This window comes from Stenotrophomonas sp. EMP41 (genome assembly GCF_047495535.1).
GTDB lineage: Bacteria > Pseudomonadota > Gammaproteobacteria > Xanthomonadales > Xanthomonadaceae > Stenotrophomonas > Stenotrophomonas sepilia.
The window spans coordinates 1,370,027-1,385,578 of sequence record NZ_CP179923.1; the positions used below are offsets into that span (position 1 = coordinate 1,370,027).

The 15,552-nt window shown below is 67.5% G+C and carries 12 protein-coding genes; 6 read left to right on the forward strand and 6 right to left on the reverse strand.

What is annotated here, in order from left to right; all coding sequences use genetic code 11:
- Positions 1-64: 64 nt before the first annotated feature.
- Genes ACMGRF_RS06350 through ACMGRF_RS06365 form a run of 4 tightly spaced genes read right to left on the reverse strand, consistent with a single transcriptional unit; the run spans position 65 to position 3,968 of the window.
- Complete coding sequence (locus tag ACMGRF_RS06350; RefSeq protein ID WP_049414855.1) at positions 65-1,837, reverse strand: ABC transporter transmembrane domain-containing protein; 1,773 nt, start codon at positions 1,835-1,837, stop codon at positions 65-67.
- On the reverse strand, positions 1,830-2,426 hold the full coding sequence (locus ACMGRF_RS06355; RefSeq protein ID WP_049438859.1) for an IMPACT family protein: 597 nt from the start codon (positions 2,424-2,426) through the stop codon (positions 1,830-1,832). The genes ACMGRF_RS06350 and ACMGRF_RS06355 overlap by 8 nt, the downstream gene beginning before the upstream one ends.
- Before the next feature lie 40 nt (positions 2,427-2,466).
- Complete coding sequence (locus ACMGRF_RS06360; RefSeq protein ID WP_049438858.1) at positions 2,467-3,453, reverse strand: hypothetical protein; 987 nt, start codon at positions 3,451-3,453, stop codon at positions 2,467-2,469.
- Entirely contained in the window at positions 3,450-3,968 is a 519-nt protein-coding gene (locus tag ACMGRF_RS06365) for an RNA polymerase sigma factor (RefSeq protein ID WP_229298213.1), read from the reverse strand. Before ACMGRF_RS06365 ends, ACMGRF_RS06360 begins: the two co-directional genes overlap by 4 nt.
- A gap of 247 nt (positions 3,969-4,215) precedes the next feature.
- On the opposite strand from ACMGRF_RS06365, the gene ACMGRF_RS06370 reads away from it, so the two are divergent.
- Positions 4,216-7,056: an EAL domain-containing protein gene (locus ACMGRF_RS06370; protein WP_180881124.1), complete on the forward strand. Its 2,841-nt coding sequence runs from the start codon at positions 4,216-4,218 to the stop codon at positions 7,054-7,056.
- Positions 7,057-7,075: 19 nt separating this feature from the next.
- Here ACMGRF_RS06370 and ACMGRF_RS06375 read toward each other — a convergent pair whose 3' ends face one another.
- A complete protein-coding gene (locus ACMGRF_RS06375) occupies positions 7,076-7,669 on the reverse strand; it encodes a TIGR00730 family Rossman fold protein (RefSeq protein ID WP_049415329.1) in 594 nt (197 codons plus the stop codon).
- A gap of 254 nt (positions 7,670-7,923) precedes the next feature.
- Entirely contained in the window at positions 7,924-9,420 is a 1,497-nt protein-coding gene (locus tag ACMGRF_RS06380) for an aminotransferase class III-fold pyridoxal phosphate-dependent enzyme (protein WP_049438856.1), read from the reverse strand.
- 210 nt (positions 9,421-9,630) lie between these two features.
- On the opposite strand from ACMGRF_RS06380, the gene queA reads away from it, so the two are divergent.
- The 5 genes from queA (at position 9,631) to secF (ending at position 15,342) form a co-directional block, all read left to right on the forward strand.
- On the forward strand, positions 9,631-10,698 hold the full coding sequence (gene queA, locus ACMGRF_RS06385) for a tRNA preQ1(34) S-adenosylmethionine ribosyltransferase-isomerase QueA (RefSeq protein WP_164284556.1): 1,068 nt from the start codon (positions 9,631-9,633) through the stop codon (positions 10,696-10,698).
- Between the two features lie 120 nt (positions 10,699-10,818).
- Positions 10,819-11,949, forward strand: coding sequence for a tRNA guanosine(34) transglycosylase Tgt (tgt, locus tag ACMGRF_RS06390; RefSeq protein WP_029379947.1), 1,131 nt, complete (start codon positions 10,819-10,821; stop codon positions 11,947-11,949).
- Between the two features lie 133 nt (positions 11,950-12,082).
- Positions 12,083-12,427: a preprotein translocase subunit YajC gene (gene yajC / locus ACMGRF_RS06395; protein WP_005416201.1), complete on the forward strand. Its 345-nt coding sequence runs from the start codon at positions 12,083-12,085 to the stop codon at positions 12,425-12,427.
- 61 nt (positions 12,428-12,488) lie between these two features.
- Positions 12,489-14,345 (forward strand): protein translocase subunit SecD, encoded by a 1,857-nt coding sequence (gene secD / locus ACMGRF_RS06400; RefSeq protein ID WP_414485713.1) that lies wholly within the window; start codon positions 12,489-12,491, stop codon positions 14,343-14,345.
- Between the two features lie 16 nt (positions 14,346-14,361).
- Entirely contained in the window at positions 14,362-15,342 is a 981-nt protein-coding gene (gene secF, locus ACMGRF_RS06405; RefSeq protein WP_049413603.1) for a protein translocase subunit SecF, read from the forward strand.
- Positions 15,343-15,552 lie beyond the last annotated feature (210 nt).

A 15,552-nucleotide genomic window follows, 5' to 3' on the forward strand; every position in this document is an offset into this window, starting at 1 on the left:
CCTCCTTCAGCGGATGCTGGGGATGCGCGGCCAGCTTGGTCTTGCCGATGTTAGCCGGCCGTCATCAATCGATGAACTGCAGTCGTGCCAGTTCAGCGTACAGTCCGCCTTCGGCCAAAAGCTGGGCATGGGTACCTTCGGCGACAATACGGCCCTGGTCCATCACCACGATGCGGTCGGCCTTGAGCACGGTGGCCAGGCGGTGGGCGATGACCAGCGTGGTGCGACCGGCCATCAGCCGCTCAAGTGCCTGCTGCACGCCATGCTCGCTCTGTGCATCCAGTGCGCTGGTGGCTTCGTCCAGCAGCAGGATCGGCGCATCCTTCAGCAGTGCGCGGGCGATCGCCACGCGCTGCTGCTGACCACCGGACAGGCGCGCACCGCGTTCGCCCAGCTCACTGTCGTAGCCTTGCGGCAATGCCCGCAGGAAGCCATCGGCCTCTGCTGCACGTGCGGCGTCCTCGACTTCGGCGTCGCTGGCCTGCAGCCGGCCGTAGCGGATGTTGTCGCGCGCACTGGCCGCGAACAGCGTCGGCTGTTGCGGCACCAGCGCCAGCTGCGCTCGCAGCTCGGCCGGATCGACCTGGCGCACGTCGATGCCATCCACGCAGATGCGGCCGCTGGCCGGATCGTGGAAGCGCAGCAGCATCGACAGCACCGTGCTCTTGCCTGCGCCGGATGGGCCGACCAGGGCCACGGTCTCACCCGGGCGGACATGCAGACTGAAGTGGTCCAGCGCGGCCTGGTCCGGGCGCTGCGGGTAGTGGAACACCACGTCGTCGAACTGGATTTCGCCGCGTAGCGGTTGGGGCAGTGCGTGCGGCTGCGCCGGCGCACGGATCTCGATGTCTTCCTGCAGCAGCTCGCCGATACGGCCCATCCCACCGGCCGCACGCTGCAGCTCGTTCCACACTTCGGCCAAGGCGCCCACCGAGCCGCCGCCGATCAGCGCGTACAACACGAACTGGCCCAGCGTGCCGGCACTGAGGCGTCCGTCGATGACATCGTGCGCGCCCAGCCACAGCACGCCAACGATGGCGCCAAACACCAGCAGGATGGCGCTGGCGGTAACCAGCGATTGCGCACCGATGCGCCGGCGTGCGGCACCGATGGCATCGCCCAGCGCCTTGTCAAAGCGTCCGCGCTCATAGGGCTCGCGTGCGTGCGCCTGCACCGTGCGCACGGCGCCCAGCGTCTCGCTGGCCAGGCTGTTGGCATCGGCGATGCGGTCCTGGCTGCTGCGTGCAACCGTGCGCAGCTTGCGCGCGCCGATGATGATCGGCAGTACCGCCAGTGGGATGCCGAGCAGCGACCATGCCGCCAGCCTCGGGCTGGTGACGAACAGCATGGCCAGGCTGCCGACCACGGTGACGCTGCTGCGCAGGGCGACCGACATGGTCGAGCCGACCACGCTGCGCAGCAGTTCGCTGTCGGCGGTCAGGCGCGAGACCAGTTCGCCGCTGCGGCTGCGGTCGTGGAACCCGGCGCCGAGCTGGATCAGGTGTGCGTACAGACGACTGCGCAGGTCGGCGACGACCTTCTCGCCCAGCAGCGACACGAAGAAGAACCGTGCGGCCGTCGCCAGCGCCAGCACCACCGCCACCAGCATCAGCAGGGCGAAGGCACGGTTGATCTGGCCACCGCTGGTGAAGCCATGGTCGATCATCTGCTTCACGGCGGGGGGCAGGCTCAGCGTGGCGGCCGACGAGACCGCCAGGGCCAGCAGCCAGGCGGTGAACAGCCCGCTATGGCGGCGCACGAACGGCCACAACGTCCGCAGGCTGCCGAGGCGGCGCAGCGGCGGGGTCGAGGCAGGGGCGTCGTCCTTGTCAGTCATCCTGGTTGTCGTCTTGTATGCGGATACGGTCACGGGTGGCGTCGCGCAGGCGGATTTTCAATGCATCGACCTGATCGGCCGGCAACTCGGCCCGCAGGCACACGCCGTTGGCATCGAACTGTTCATCGAGCTTCCCGGCGCCGAAGGCGGGCAGGGTGGCGTGCAGGGTGCCCAGGTCCTCGAAGCCGGCCAGCAGCTGCAGCCGGGCCATCGCCACCAGGGGCAGGCGGGGGGCGGTGCGCAGGCACTCGGCGGCAGCGCCACCGTAGGCGCGCACCAGTCCACCGGCGCCCAGCTTGATGCCGCCGAACCAGCGCGTCACCACCACCATCACGCGGTCGAAACCCTGGCCATCGATTGCCGCCAGGATCGGTCGTCCGGCCGTTCCGGCGGGCTCGCCATCGTCGCTGGAGCGGTAGTCCTGGCCGTACCGGTAGGCCCAGCAGTTGTGGGTCGCGTCGGCTGCTGCAACCTGCTGCAGGACCGCCATGGCCGCTGCGGCGCTGTCGATCGGCGCAGCATGGGCGATGAAACGACTGTGTTTGACTTCCAGCGTGTGGCTGACAGGCTGGGCGAGGGTATCGAGCATTCCCGTCATTCTACGGGGTCGCCGGAGGTCACGTTCTGCTTCAGTCGTCCAGCAACGGGCGCAGGTCGCGCGGCAGGCGTGCCTCCGGATACTGCTGCACGTAGCGCTCCAGGCTGGCGCGGGCCAGATCGCGCTGGCCGTCGTCGCGTCGCGCGCGGATCTTCTGCAGCCACTGCCGGCGCGGCAGTCGCGCGTCGGCGTCCACCTCGGCCTGCACGGCATCCGCGCTCAGGCCCGCATCGCTGCCGCGGCGCATGATGCCCGGTGCGGAACGGCTGGGAGCCTCACGCTTCATCGAGGTGATCTCCACCCGATCCAGCGCCTGCGCCCGCTCGGCCTCGGCGGCATCGGCTGCCGGTGCCGCTGCCGTGCGTGCTTTCATTGCCCCGGACGCTGCTGGCGCGGATGCCGGTGCGGGTGCCGAGTAGGCGGCCGGTGCAGGTGGCGCTGGCGGTGCTGCAGCCGGAGCGGGCGGGAGCGCCGCAAAGGAGGTGTCGGCGGCCGCATCCGCAGCCATGGATCGTGCAGCCTGGGCTGGCACTTCAGCGGTCTTGGCCGGCGCAGGCTTGTGCGCACGCGCGATGGCCGGTGCCGGGGCAGCGGAAACGGGGGCGGACTCGGGTGCTGCCGACGCAGCGGCTGGTTCCGCAACCACCACTGCGCTGTCGGCTGAACCACTTCCAGCGGCCTGATCGGCGACCGCGACGTCTTCTGCCGCAGCCGGTGCCGCAGCAGCAGTCTCGCCCGCCGGAACCAGCGGCGGTTCAGGACGCAGCTGCCAGGCGATGCCGATGGCGAACACCATCGAAGCGGCGATGCCGAATACCGCTGGCCAACGCGGTCCCGTGCGCTGCTTGCGCGGCGCCTCGGGAGCGGCGGCGACATCGGTACCCGGAGCGTCTACGGCGGCACGCGCCGCGGCCAGGATGGCGGCGTCCAGTGCGGCGGGCGGTGCCTGCTCGGCGCGACGGCCGAGCAGCCGGGCCAGCTCGCGTTCTTCCGGCGTCAGCGGTTCGTCTCGGTTCATGCGTTCAATCCCGCACGCAGCTTGTCCATCGCATAGCGCAGCCGCGATTTCACGGTTTCCCGGCCTACGCCGGTGATCTGGCCGATCTCCTCCAGGCTCAGTTCCTGATCCAGCCGCAGTTGCAGCACTTCGCGCTGCTCCGGCGGCAATTGCTCCATCGCCAGCTGGATGCGGCGACGTTGTTCGAATTCGGAAAGTTCGGCTTCCGGGGTCTGCCCGTCCTCGATCGCGGCCAGGCGCAGGTCGGCGTCGGCCGGCGCGGCAGGGCGATGGCGGGCGGCACGCCAATGGTCATTCAGGCGGTTGTGGGCGATGCGGAACAGCCAGGTGCTGAACGCCGCTTCGGGCTGCCACCCGGCTCGGGCGCTGATCACCCGCTGCCAGACGTCCTGGAAGATCTCTTCAGCCAGCGCGTTGTCGCGCAGTTGGCGCAGCAGGAAGCCGAACAGTCGCTTGCGATGGCGCGCATACAGGCTTTCGAACGCGCGCAGGTCGCCACCGGCCCAGGCCAGCATCAAGGCTTCATCGGTTGGCAGTGCGCTGGCTTCCACAGCGTACAGGGTAAGGCCTGCAGGCGATGGCGCATAGCCGGTGGCAGGGGCGGGCACAGCGAGGGTCATGGCTCGGAAGGGGCTGCGGACAGCAGGAAAAACGTACGGGCGCACGATTCGGGGTTTACGGGCTTCCATTGCCCCCCGGGTGGCGCGCTATGCTCGTCGGCTCAGGGGAGGCGACGCATAGACGGCGCCAAGAGATTGTCATTTGTCCACGCATGCTGAACCGGCGGAAGAGCCACCACACGAGGCCGTGCTGAGCACAGCGCTGGTGCGCGCCTTGCATGCGCTTTTGCCGGAAACGGCCGTGGTCCGCGTCGGCTGGGACGACCCGCAGCTCGGGCGCGGTCAGGGCGGGTGGCCGGCCGACGGGGCGGCAGGCGCGTTCACTGCGCCGGGCATCGGCGACGGCTGCCATGGCTGGGAACATGACGGTGCACGCCTGCAGCTGTCGGTGGAAGGCGCCGTGCCTTCCGCGGCGTGGTGGGGGCTGGCCCGTCAGGCCATGGAACTGGCACTGCAGCGTGGCCGCCAGGCTGGGCAGATCAAGGCGCTGGAAGAAGCTGAACGGTTGCAGCAGGCGCTGTTCCAGATCGCCGATCTGGCCGGCGCCGATCTGGAGATGTCGGAGATGCTGCGTCACGTGCACGGCGTGCTCGGCACGCTGATGTATGCGGAGAACTGCTACATCGTTGAATACGATGATGTGCGTGACCAGATCCGCTTCCTGTACTTCGCCGACCAGGTCGACGATTTCGTCGCGGACCCGTCGCAGAGCCATGACGCCGCCGAGATGCCGCGCAGCCTGACTGTCGCGCTGCTGCGCCACGGCAAGCCGCTCAGCGGACCCTCACGCGAACTGCTGGCGCGCGTGGTGGAGCAGGAGCACGACCCGCAGCGTGGCCCCGAAAGCCTGGACTGGCTGGGTGTGCCGATGCTGCGCGATGGCCGGGTATGCGGCGCCATCGTGGTGCAGAGCTATGAGCTGGCGGCCCGCTACGGCGAGGCCGAGCGCGCGTTGCTGGGCTTTGTCGCCCAGCACGTGCAGACTGCGATGGATCGGCGCCAGGCGCAGGTCCGGCTGGAGCAACAGGTGGAGCGGCGCACGCTGGAACTGCAGCGTGCCAACCACAGCCTGCAGGATGAAGTGGCAGAGCGCCGGCGCGCCGAGCAACTGCAGACCGCGCTGTACAACATTGCCGAAATGGCGATGTCGGCCGACAGCCTGGCCCAGTTCTACGGGCAGGTGCATGGCGTGGTCGGGCGCCTGCTCGACGCGCGCAACTTCTATATCGCGCTGGTGAACGGAAGCGGAGACGGCCTGGACTTCGTCTATTCGGTGGACGAGCACAATGCCAGCCGTGCACCTCGTCCGTTCAGTCGCGGCCTGACCGAATACGTCGTGCGCAACCGGCGGCCGCTACTGGCGTCACGCGCCCAGATCGATGCGCTGCTGGCCAGTGGCGAGGTGCGTGAATCCGGTGCGCGCTCGCATTGCTGGCTGGGCGTGCCGCTGCTGCGCGATGACGAGGTGGTCGGTGCGATCGTGGTGCAGAGTTACAGCGAGAACAGTACGTTCAGCGTGCACGATCAGCGGCTGCTGACGTTCGTTGCCCAGAACATTGGAACCGGGTTGGCGCGCCAGCGCGACCAGCAACGGCTGCGTTTGGCGCATGCCGAACTTGAAAAGCGCGTGGAGGAGCGCACGCGTGAGCTGGCCGAGGTCAACGAGAAGTTGCTCGGCCAGATCGGCGAGCGCCTGCGGGCCGAGCAACGCCTGACCCATCAGGCCATGCACGATGCGCTGACCGGCCTGCCCAACCGGCTGCACCTGCTCGATCGCCTGCAGGATGCGCTGGCGCTGGCCAAGCGCAAGGGAGGGCCGGTGTTCGCCGTGCTGTTCCTCGACCTGGATCGCTTCAAGCTGGTCAACGACAGCATCGGCCACGCCGCCGGTGACCGCATGCTGGTGGAGGTAGCCAAGCGGATCGTATCGATGGCCGGCGCCGATGACGTGGTGGCACGGCTGGGCGGTGATGAATTCGCGGTGCTGCTGCAATGCCCGCAGGGCCTGGCACAGGCGCTGGATTTCGGCCAGCGCTTGTTGCTGGCATTGCAGGAATCGATATGGATCGCCGGGCGCGAGCTGTTCCCGTCCGGCAGCCTGGGCATCGCGCTGTGGAATCCGCGCTACCGTACCGGCGAGGAGCTGCTGCGTGATGCGGATGCGGCGATGTACCGGGCCAAGGCACAGGGCCATGACCGCTGCGCGATCTTCGACGAGGACATGCGAGAACAGGCCATGCGCAGCCTCGACCTGGAAGCCGATCTGCGCCGCGCGATCAACAACCGTGATTTCGTTCCGTTCTTCCAGCCGATCGTGCGCCTGTCCGATGGCGAAGTGGTGGGACATGAGGCATTGCTGCGCTGGCAGCACGAGCGTCGTGGCCTGCTGTTGCCCGGCGCGTTCCTGGAGCTGGGAGAGGAAAGCGGCCTGATCGAACAGGTCGACTGGCTGATCTACGAGCAGGTCATCGCGCGCCTGGCCGAAGGTGGCCAGAGCTATGTCTCGGTGAACGTTTCGCCGCGCCATTTCCGCTCGGCCGAGTTCAGCGACCGCCTGTTCGGCCTGCTCGACGCGTGTGGCGCCGATCCGCGCCGGCTGCGGCTGGAGATTACCGAGGTCGCGCTGCTGGACGATGCGCCGCACACGCTGCGCATCCTGCAGGGCCTGCGCGAGCGTGGCATCCAGGTGCAGCTGGACGACTTTGGTACCGGCTTCTCTGCGCTGTCCTACCTGCACCGATTCCCGATCAGTACATTGAAGATCGACCAGAGCTTCATCGCCGGCCTGCACGGGCCGGAAGTGCAGAGCACGCGCGCGCTGGTCGAAGGCGTGCTGTCACTGGCCCGCACCCTGGGCATCGAAACCATTGGCGAAGGCATCGAGACCGAGGCGCAGCGGCAGACACTGCGCGAACTCGGTTGCGACTATGGCCAGGGCTACCTGCTGGGCCGTCCCGCACCGTGGGCGCGGGCGATGGCGTGAGCCGCCGCGACCGTTCACTTCAGCGCAGAGCCGAGCGACGTTTCTCGTCGATCCACTTCGAGGCCTGCGCCGGCTGATAGTTCTGCATCCACACCAGCATGTCCTCGATGTCCGAGCCGTACCAGAGGTCCTGGCGCTGGTCCGGATGCAGGAAACGCTCTTCCACCATGCGGTCGATCATGCCGATCAGCGGCGCGTAGAAACCTTCCACATCGAGGAACGCGCACGGCTTGTTGCCGATGCCCAGCTGGCGCCAGGTCAGCATCTCGAAGATCTCTTCCATGGTGCCGAAGCCACCGGGCAGGGCGACGAAGCCATCGGCGAGGTCGAACATGCGCGACTTGCGCTCATGCATCGAGCCGACGATCTCCAGTTCGGTCAGGCCGCGGTGGGCCACTTCCCAGTCGGCCAGCTGGCGCGGGATCACGCCGGTCACCTCGCCGCCAGCGGCGAGCACGGCGTTGGCCACGGTGCCCATCAGGCCAACGTTGCCGCCGCCATACACCAGGCGCAGGCCATCGCGGGCGATGCGATCACCCAGGGCAATGGCGCGTTCGGTGTAGGCCGGCTTGCTGCCAGCGTTGGAACCACAGTAGACGCAGATCGACTTCATGGGTGGGCTTGTCTCTTGGTGCGGAAACGAAAACGCCCCGCCGGCAACCGGGTCAGCGGTTGCGGGCGGGGTGCTGGTGGATTATCGCCCCTTCTGTAGATCCGAACCATGCACCGCTGCTCTTCGTTCAGATAGCGGCACAGGCCGGCCGAGCATGGGCTATGCCGGTCGTCCTGACCGGCACCCTTCGGGCCGTCGCCAGCGGCGTTGGCAGCGGCTGCTGCCGCTGCCTTCGGCTCTACGCAAGCGGGCGCTTAGGCCGCCGCAGCCTGCTCGCGGCGCGGGCCTTCACGCAGGGCGCGGCCGACCATGCCCACCAGCAGGTCCAGCTCCTCGCTGTCCATGCCGAAGTGCGGGGTGAAGCGCAGCGAATTCTCGCCACCGTGGATCACGTTGATGCCGTGCTGGCGCAGCCATTCCTCGGTGGAGTTGGCGCCATAGCACTTGAACTGCGGCGCCAGCTCGCACGAGAACAGCAGCCCGGTGCCCTGCACCTTGGTGATCAGGCCACCCAGCTCGGCCTTCAGCTGTTCCAGCTTGCGCACGGCCTCGGCACCGCGCTCAGCGATGTTGGCGCGCACCTGCGGGGTCAGCTGCGCCAGGGTGGCGCAGGCGACGTCCAGCGCACGCGGGTTGCTGGTCATGGTGTTGCCGTAGATGCCCTTGCGGTACAGCTGCGCGGCGTGCTCGGTCACCGCCAGCACCGACAGCGGGTACTGCGCGGCGTTGAGTGCCTTGGAGTAGGTCTCCATGTCCGGCGGGTCAAGGCCTTCGAAGCCCGGGTAGTCGACCACTGACAGCACGCCATGCGCGCGCAGGCCGGCCTGGATCGAGTCGAGCAGCAGCAGGCTGCCGTGCGCTCGGGTCAGCTCACGGGCAACGGCATAGAACGCCGGCGGCACCGAACGGCCCGGGTCACCTTCGCCCATCACCGGTTCCAGGAACACCGCTTCGATGAACCACTGGTTGCGTGCAGCATCCTCGAACACCTTGCGCAGGGCGGCCTCGTCGTAAGGCGCCACGGTGATCACCGAGTCCTCGCCACGGTAGCTGGCCAGGTGCTGCAGGTAGCTCTTGCGGCTGGAATCCGAATAGAGGGCAGGGCGGTCGGTACGGCCATGGAAGCTGCCCTTGACCACCACGCGCTTGATCGCAGCGCCGGCGTGGCGTGCGCCAGGATCGGTCTGCAGCTTGGCGTTGACGTCGGCGATGCGCGCGGCCAGGCCGACGGCTTCGGAGCCGGAGTTCAGGCACATGAAACGGGCGAACGGGCAGCCGCCACGGCGATGGCCGATCTCGGCGCGCAGGGCAGTGATGAAGCGCTGCTGCGACAGGCTGGGGGTCATGATGTTGGCCATCACCTGCGGGCGCGCCATGGCCTCCAGCACGGCGTCCGGGGTGTGCCCGAAGCCGAGCATGCCGTAGCCGCCGGCGTCGTACAGCACGGCGCCCTTCAGGGTGACCACCCACGGGCCGCGCGCGGCCAGCGCCACGTACGGGGTCACCGCGTCATCGGCGTAGAAATTGACGAAACCGTCCTGCATCGCGTCGATCTGCGCCTGTTCGTCCTGCGCCAGCAGCGGCCCCAGGTCGGCCTGCACCCGCGCGAATTCCTCGGCAGCGGCGTCCACCGCGGCGATCAGCTGCGGGTGGTTGGCGGACAGGGCGGTCAGGGTGGCATCGTCCAGCCCGGTGGTGAGGCGGGTGCCGGGCTGGGTGCGCAGGGGGGCGAGGCGTTCGATGAAGCTCATTGCAGATCTCCTGAAACAATGGGTCGCACGGGCCATCAAAAGCAAAACGCGCGTCATCACGCGCGCTTGGGGCAGGCTCGTGCAGCGGACTTCCGGTTCGATGCTAGCACTTGTTTTTTTGCGCGATAACCCCGCAGAAACCTGCTGCATAGCAGCATTTTGCGCGACGTTCGCCGCGAAGCGCGCCGGCTCGCAGACGCTGGACGTACAATGCGCGCCATTGTCGACCTGTTGCCGCCCACCGCCTTGAAGAAGTCCGATTTCCATTACGACCTGCCGGCTGAACTGATCGCGCAGGCTCCCCTGGCCGAACGCTCCGCCAGCCGCCTGCTGCTGGTGCCGCCCGCGCCGGCTGCCTTCACCGATCTGCAGGTGCGTGACCTGCCGTCGCTGCTGCAGCCGGGCGACCTGCTGGTGTTCAACGACACCCGGGTGATCCCCGCGCGCCTGTTCGGGCAGAAGGCCAGCGGCGGCCGCGTGGAGATCCTGATCGAGCGTCTGCTCGGCGGCCAGCAGGCCCGTGCGCAGGTCGGCGCCAGCAAGTCGCCGAAGGCCGGCAGCCGCATCGCGCTGGATGCCGGTGGCGAAGCCGAGGTGCTGGGCCGCGATGGCGAGTTCTACGTGCTGCAGTTCCACGTACCCGAGTCGCTGGAGCAGTGGCTGCTGCATGCCGGCCGCCTGCCGCTGCCGCCGTACATCCAGCGCGAGCCGGGCGTGGACGACCGCGAGCGCTACCAGACCGTGTTCGCGCGTGAAGTGGGCGCGGTGGCGGCACCGACCGCGGGCCTGCATTTCGACGAACCGTTGCTGGCCGCACTGAAGGAAAAGGGCGTGGAGTTCGGCCACGTCACCCTGCACGTGGGCGCGGGCACCTTCCAGCCGGTGCGTGCCGAAGACCTGAAGGACCACGTGATGCACCGCGAGTGGCTGAACGTCGGCGCCGAACTGGTGCAGCAGGTGCGGCGCACGCGCGCGGCCGGCGGCCGGGTGATCGGCGTCGGCACCACCGTGGTGCGCGCGCTGGAAAGCGCGATGCGCGATGGCGAACTGCTGCCGTTCGCGGGGGAAACGCAGATCTTCATCACCCCTGGCTACCGCATCCGCAGTGTCGACGCCATGGTGACCAACTTCCATCTGCCGGAAAGCACCCTGCTGATGATGATCTCCGCGTTTGCCGGCAAAGAGCGGGTGTTCGAGGCCTACCGGCACGCGATCGAGCAGCGCTACCGTTTCTTCAGCTACGGCGACGCGATGCTGCTGTTCCCGCAGGCGGGCTGAGCACGCAGGGCACCTGGGAGGGTAGATCCCCTGGGAAGGCAGGGCGCCTGTGGATGCGCACCTTGGTGCGCACGCCTTCTTGGGAGACAATAGGCAACTATTTGCCTGAACGACCGCTCCATGTCCCGACTGCAGTTCCAGCTCCAGACCCGCGACGGCCGTGCCCGCCGTGGCCGCCTGACCTTCCCGCGTGGCACGGTGGAAACGCCGGCGTTCATGCCGGTGGGGACCTATGGCTCGGTCAAGGGCATCCTGCCGGACCAGGTGCGGGCGCTGGGCGCCGAGATCATCCTCGGCAACACCTTCCACCTGTACCTGCGCCCGGGCCTGGACATCATCGCCGACCACGGCGGGCTGCACGGCTTCTGCCGCTGGGATGGCCCGATCCTGACCGACTCCGGTGGTTTCCAGGTGTTCTCGCTGGCCCATCGACGCAAGATCACCGAGCAGGGCGTGACCTTCGCCTCGCCCACCGACGGCGCCCGCGTGTTCCTGGGCCCGGAAGAGAGCATGAAGATCCAGAAGGTGCTCGATTCGGACGTGGTGATGATCTTCGACGAGTGCACCCCGTACCCGGCCACCGAGGATGTCGCCCGCCGTTCGATGGAGCTGAGCCTGCGCTGGGCCCAGCGCAGCCGCAACGCGCATGACGAACTGGGCAACGACGCGGCGCTGTTCGGCATCGTCCAGGGCGGCGTGCACACCGACCTGCGCAGCCGCTCGGCCGAGGCCCTGCAGGCGATCGGCTTCGACGGCTATGCCATCGGCGGCCTGGCCGTGGGCGAGCCGGAGCACGAACGCAACGCCATGCTCGACCACTTGGACCCGGAGCTGCCGGGCGACCGCCCGCGTTACCTGATGGGCGTGGGCCGGCCGGAGGACCTGGTCGAGGGCGTGGCGCGCGGCGTGGACATGTTCGACTGCGTGATGCCGACCCGTAATGCGCGCAACGGCCACTATTTCACCTCGTTCGGCACCGTCCGCATCCGCAATTCCCAGTACGCGCGGGACATGGACCCGATCGAGCCGGGCTGCGGCTGCGTGGCCTGCACCGGCGGTTACACCCGGTCCTACCTGCGCCACCTGGACCGCTGCAACGAGATGCTGGCGCCGATGCTGGGCACCCTGCACAACCTGTTCTATTACGAAAAGCTCATGGCCGACATCCGGGCCGCGATCGAGGCGGGAACCTTCCTGGCCTTCCGCGAGTCCTTCTACGCGGCACGCGGGGCGGTGGCCCCGCCGCTGTAACCCCGACGCCCCCTGCCGAACGGCCCAAGGACGAACGCCCGGGGCCGTGGCATACTTCAAGGCTGACCCAGATCCGCGGTCGACACCCCCGCCCCTCAAGGGACGGGAGCGCCGCCCAACCAAAGGACCAACGATGAACCTGCTTGCTTTCCTGATTCCCGCCGCCCACGCCCAGGCCGCCGGCGGCCAACCGCAGGGCATGGGCCTGACCACGCTTCTGTTCCCGATCATCCTGATCGCCATCATGTACTTCCTGATGATCCGCCCGCAGATGAAGCGGCAGAAGGAGCACAAGGCCATGCTGGAGAAGATCAAGCGCGGCGATGAAGTGCTGACCAACGGCGGCATCGCCGGCAAGGTCACCGACATCGGCGACCACTTCATCACCGTCGAAGTGGCCGACAACGTGCGCATCCGCGTGCAGAAGGGCGCTGTCGGCAGCGTGCTGCCGACCGGCACCCTGGATTCGGCCAAGTAAGCCACTCCCTTTCCGAAGCACAACCGCGGCGCCGGGGATGGCGCCGCGCGGGACCCAAGCAATGCTCGAATTTCCACGCTGGAAGTACGTCGTCATCCTGATCGTACTGGCGCTCAGCGCGCTGTACGCGCTGCCCAACATCTACCAGAAGGACCCGGCCATCCAGATCACCGCCAACCGTGGCGGGCAGATCGACGATGCGCTGCGCGACCGTGTGCTGGCCGACCTGAAAAAGGCCGGCATCGCCACCATCGGAGCCGAAAAGGAAGGGGAAAGCCTGATCGTCCGCCTGTCGGACCTGAAGTCGCAGTCCGCTGCCAGCGACGCCCTGCGTGACACCGTCGGCGAGAAGTACACCGTGGCGCTGAACCTGGCTTCGACCGTGCCGGACTGGCTGGCCAACCTCGGCGGTCGCCCGATGGTGCTGGGCCTGGACCTGCAGGGCGGCGTGCACTTCGTGCTGCAGGTGGACCAGAAGGCTGCCCTCGACAAGCGCCTGGATGCCTATACCGAAGACGTGCGCAGCACCCTGCGTGACGCGCGCATCGCCTACCAGTCGGTGGAACGCCGCGCCGACAACAGCATCGTGGCCAACCTGAGCCCATCCGCCGGCGATGACGCCGCGCAGCGTGCCCGCGCCGCCCTGGTCAAGGCGCAGCCGACCCTCGGCTACGACGTCAGCGGCAACCGCATCACGGTGACCGTGCCCGATACCGAGATCGCGCAGATCTCCAATGGCGCCATCGAGCAGAACATCAACACCCTGCGCAACCGCGTGAACCAGCTCGGCGTGGCCGAGCCGATCATCCAGCGCCAGGGTGCCGACCGCGTGGTCGTGCAGCTGCCGGGCGTGCAGGACACCGCCGAAGCCAAGCGCATGATCGGTGCCACCGCCACCCTGGAGTACCGTGCGGTGGTGGAAGGCAATGCGCAGGACGCGATCAACTCCGGCCGCATTCCGCCGGAAGCGAAGGTGTACCAGCAGCGTGACGGCCGCGGCCCGATCCTGCTGAACAAGCGTGTGATCGTCACCGGCGACCAGATGGTCGGCGCGCAGGCGGTGACCGATTCGAACAGTGGCTCGCCGGCGGTCAGCGTGACGCTGAACAACGTCGGTGGCCAGCGCATGTTCGACTTCACCAGCGCCAACGTGAACAAGCCGATGGCGGTGGTCTACACCGAGCGCGTGCCGACCGTGACCGTCGTCGACGGCCAGGAAGTGCGTGGCTTCAAGGTCAACGAGGAAGTGATCTCGGTGGCCAACATCAACGGCGTGTTCGGCAAGAACTTCCAGACCACCGGCCTGCAGAAGAAGGAAGCCGAAGACCTGGCCAAGCTGCTGAAGTCGGGTTCGCTGGCTGCGCCGATGGACTTCGTCGAGGAGCGCGTGGTCGGCCCGAGCCTCGGCGCCGAGAACGTCAAGAATGGCATGCGCGCGGTGGTGTTCGCGTTCCTGTTCACCCTGGTGTTCTTCAGCGTGTACTACCGCATGTTCGGTGTGATCACCTCGGCAGCGATGCTGTTCAACCTGCTGATCGTAGTGGCGGTGATGTCGCTGTTCGGCGCCACCATGACCCTGCCGGGCTTTGCCGGCCTGGCGTTGTCGGTCGGCCTGTCGGTGGACGCCAACGTGCTGATCAACGAGCGTATCCGTGAAGAGCTGCGAGCCGGCGTGCCGGGCAAGACGGCGATCGTGACCGGTTACGAGCGTGCTTCGGGCACCATCCTCGACGCCAACCTGACCGGCCTGATCGTCGGTGTGGCGCTGTTTGCATTCGGTACCGGTCCGCTGAAGGGCTTCGCGCTGACCATGATCATCGGTATTTTCGCCTCCATGTTCACCGCGATCACCGTGTCGCGTGCGCTGGCGACGCTGATCTACGGCCGTCGCAAGAAGCTCCAGAACGTGGCCATCTGACGGGACGACACGCACAATGAAACTGTTTCCGCTGCACATCCTCCCGAACGACACCAAGATCGACTTCATGCGTTGGCGCCATGTCGCCATGGCAGTCACCATCGTGGTGTTCCTGGCCTCGGTCGCCATCATCGGCATCAAGGGCTTCAACTACGCACTGGACTTCACCGGCGGCACCCTGATCGAAGCCCGCTTCGACAAGGCGGTGGATGTTGAGCAGGTCCGCACCAAGCTCGAGCAGAGTGGCTTCGAAGGCGCCCAGGTGCAGAGCGTCGGCGGCAACACCGACCTGCTGATCCGGTTGGCCCCGCACGGCGAGCATGCTCCGGGTACCGGCGACGCCGCCCACGAGGACAAGGCCACGGCCGCTGCCGTGGTGAAGGCATTGTCCACTGCCGACAATCAGGCCACCGTGCTCCGCAACGAGTTCGTGGGCCCGCAGATCGGCAAGGACCTGGCGATGAATGGCCTGTATGCCACCATCTTCATGCTGGCCGGCTTCCTCATCTACATCGCGGTGCGCTTCGAGTGGAAGTTCGCGGTCACCGCCAGCATCGTGGCGATGTTCGACCTGATCGTGACGGTCGCTTACGTGTCCCTGCTGGGCCGTGAGTTCGACCTGACCGTGCTGGCCGGCCTGCTGTCGGTGATGGGCTTTGCGATCAACGACATCATCGTGGTCTTCGACCGCGTCCGTGAGAACTTCCGCAGCCTGCGCGTGGACTCGATGGAAGTGCTGAACCGTTCGATCAACCAGACGCTGTCGCGTACGGTAATCACTGCCGTGATGTTCTTCCTGTCGGCGCTTGCCCTGTACCTGTACGGCGGCAGCTCGATGGAAGGGCTGGCCGAGACGCACATGATCGGCGCGGTGATCGTGGTGCTGTCCTCGATCCTGGTGGCGGTGCCGATGCTGACGATTGGTGTCCTGCGCGTGAGCAAGCAGGACCTGCTGCCGAAGGCGAAGGACGTCGAGGCCCTGGCCCGTCGCCCGTAAGCGTTCGCGCTGCATGCAACACACAGAGAACCCCGCGCAAGCGGGGTTTTTTGTGTGCAGGGCTTGCAGCCCTGCACCCCACGGTAGTGCCGGCCGCTGGCCGGCAACAGCAACAGCAACAGCAACAGCAACAGCGTGCATTCCGTGGTTGGGCGGGGCGGTGTCGGAGTGCGGGGACGCCGCAAGTACGTCCGTGTGGGCTTGGCAGCC

Bases quoted from the DNA above. Each gene is read 5' to 3' on its own strand.
- ACMGRF_RS06355 (WP_049438859.1), bottom strand. From the start codon at position 2,426: ATGCTCGATACCCTCGCCCAGCCTGTCAGCCACACGCTGGAAGTCAAA.
- ACMGRF_RS06380 (WP_049438856.1), bottom strand. From the start codon at position 9,420: ATGAGCTTCATCGAACGCCTCGCCCCCCTGCGCACCCAGCCCGGCACC.
- ACMGRF_RS06375 (WP_049415329.1), bottom strand. From the start codon at position 7,669: ATGAAGTCGATCTGCGTCTACTGTGGTTCCAACGCTGGCAGCAAGCCG.
- ACMGRF_RS06350 (WP_049414855.1), bottom strand. From the start codon at position 1,837: ATGACTGACAAGGACGACGCCCCTGCCTCGACCCCGCCGCTGCGCCGC.
- secF (WP_049413603.1), top strand. From the start codon at position 14,362: ATGAAACTGTTTCCGCTGCACATCCTCCCGAACGACACCAAGATCGAC.
- ACMGRF_RS06360 (WP_049438858.1), bottom strand. From the start codon at position 3,453: ATGAACCGAGACGAACCGCTGACGCCGGAAGAACGCGAGCTGGCCCGG.
- secD (WP_414485713.1), top strand. From the start codon at position 12,489: ATGCTCGAATTTCCACGCTGGAAGTACGTCGTCATCCTGATCGTACTG.
- tgt (WP_029379947.1), top strand. From the start codon at position 10,819: ATGTCCCGACTGCAGTTCCAGCTCCAGACCCGCGACGGCCGTGCCCGC.
- ACMGRF_RS06365 (WP_229298213.1), bottom strand. From the start codon at position 3,968: ATGCTGGCCTGGGCCGGTGGCGACCTGCGCGCGTTCGAAAGCCTGTAT.
- yajC (WP_005416201.1), top strand. From the start codon at position 12,083: ATGAACCTGCTTGCTTTCCTGATTCCCGCCGCCCACGCCCAGGCCGCC.
- queA (WP_164284556.1), top strand. From the start codon at position 9,631: ATGCGCGCCATTGTCGACCTGTTGCCGCCCACCGCCTTGAAGAAGTCC.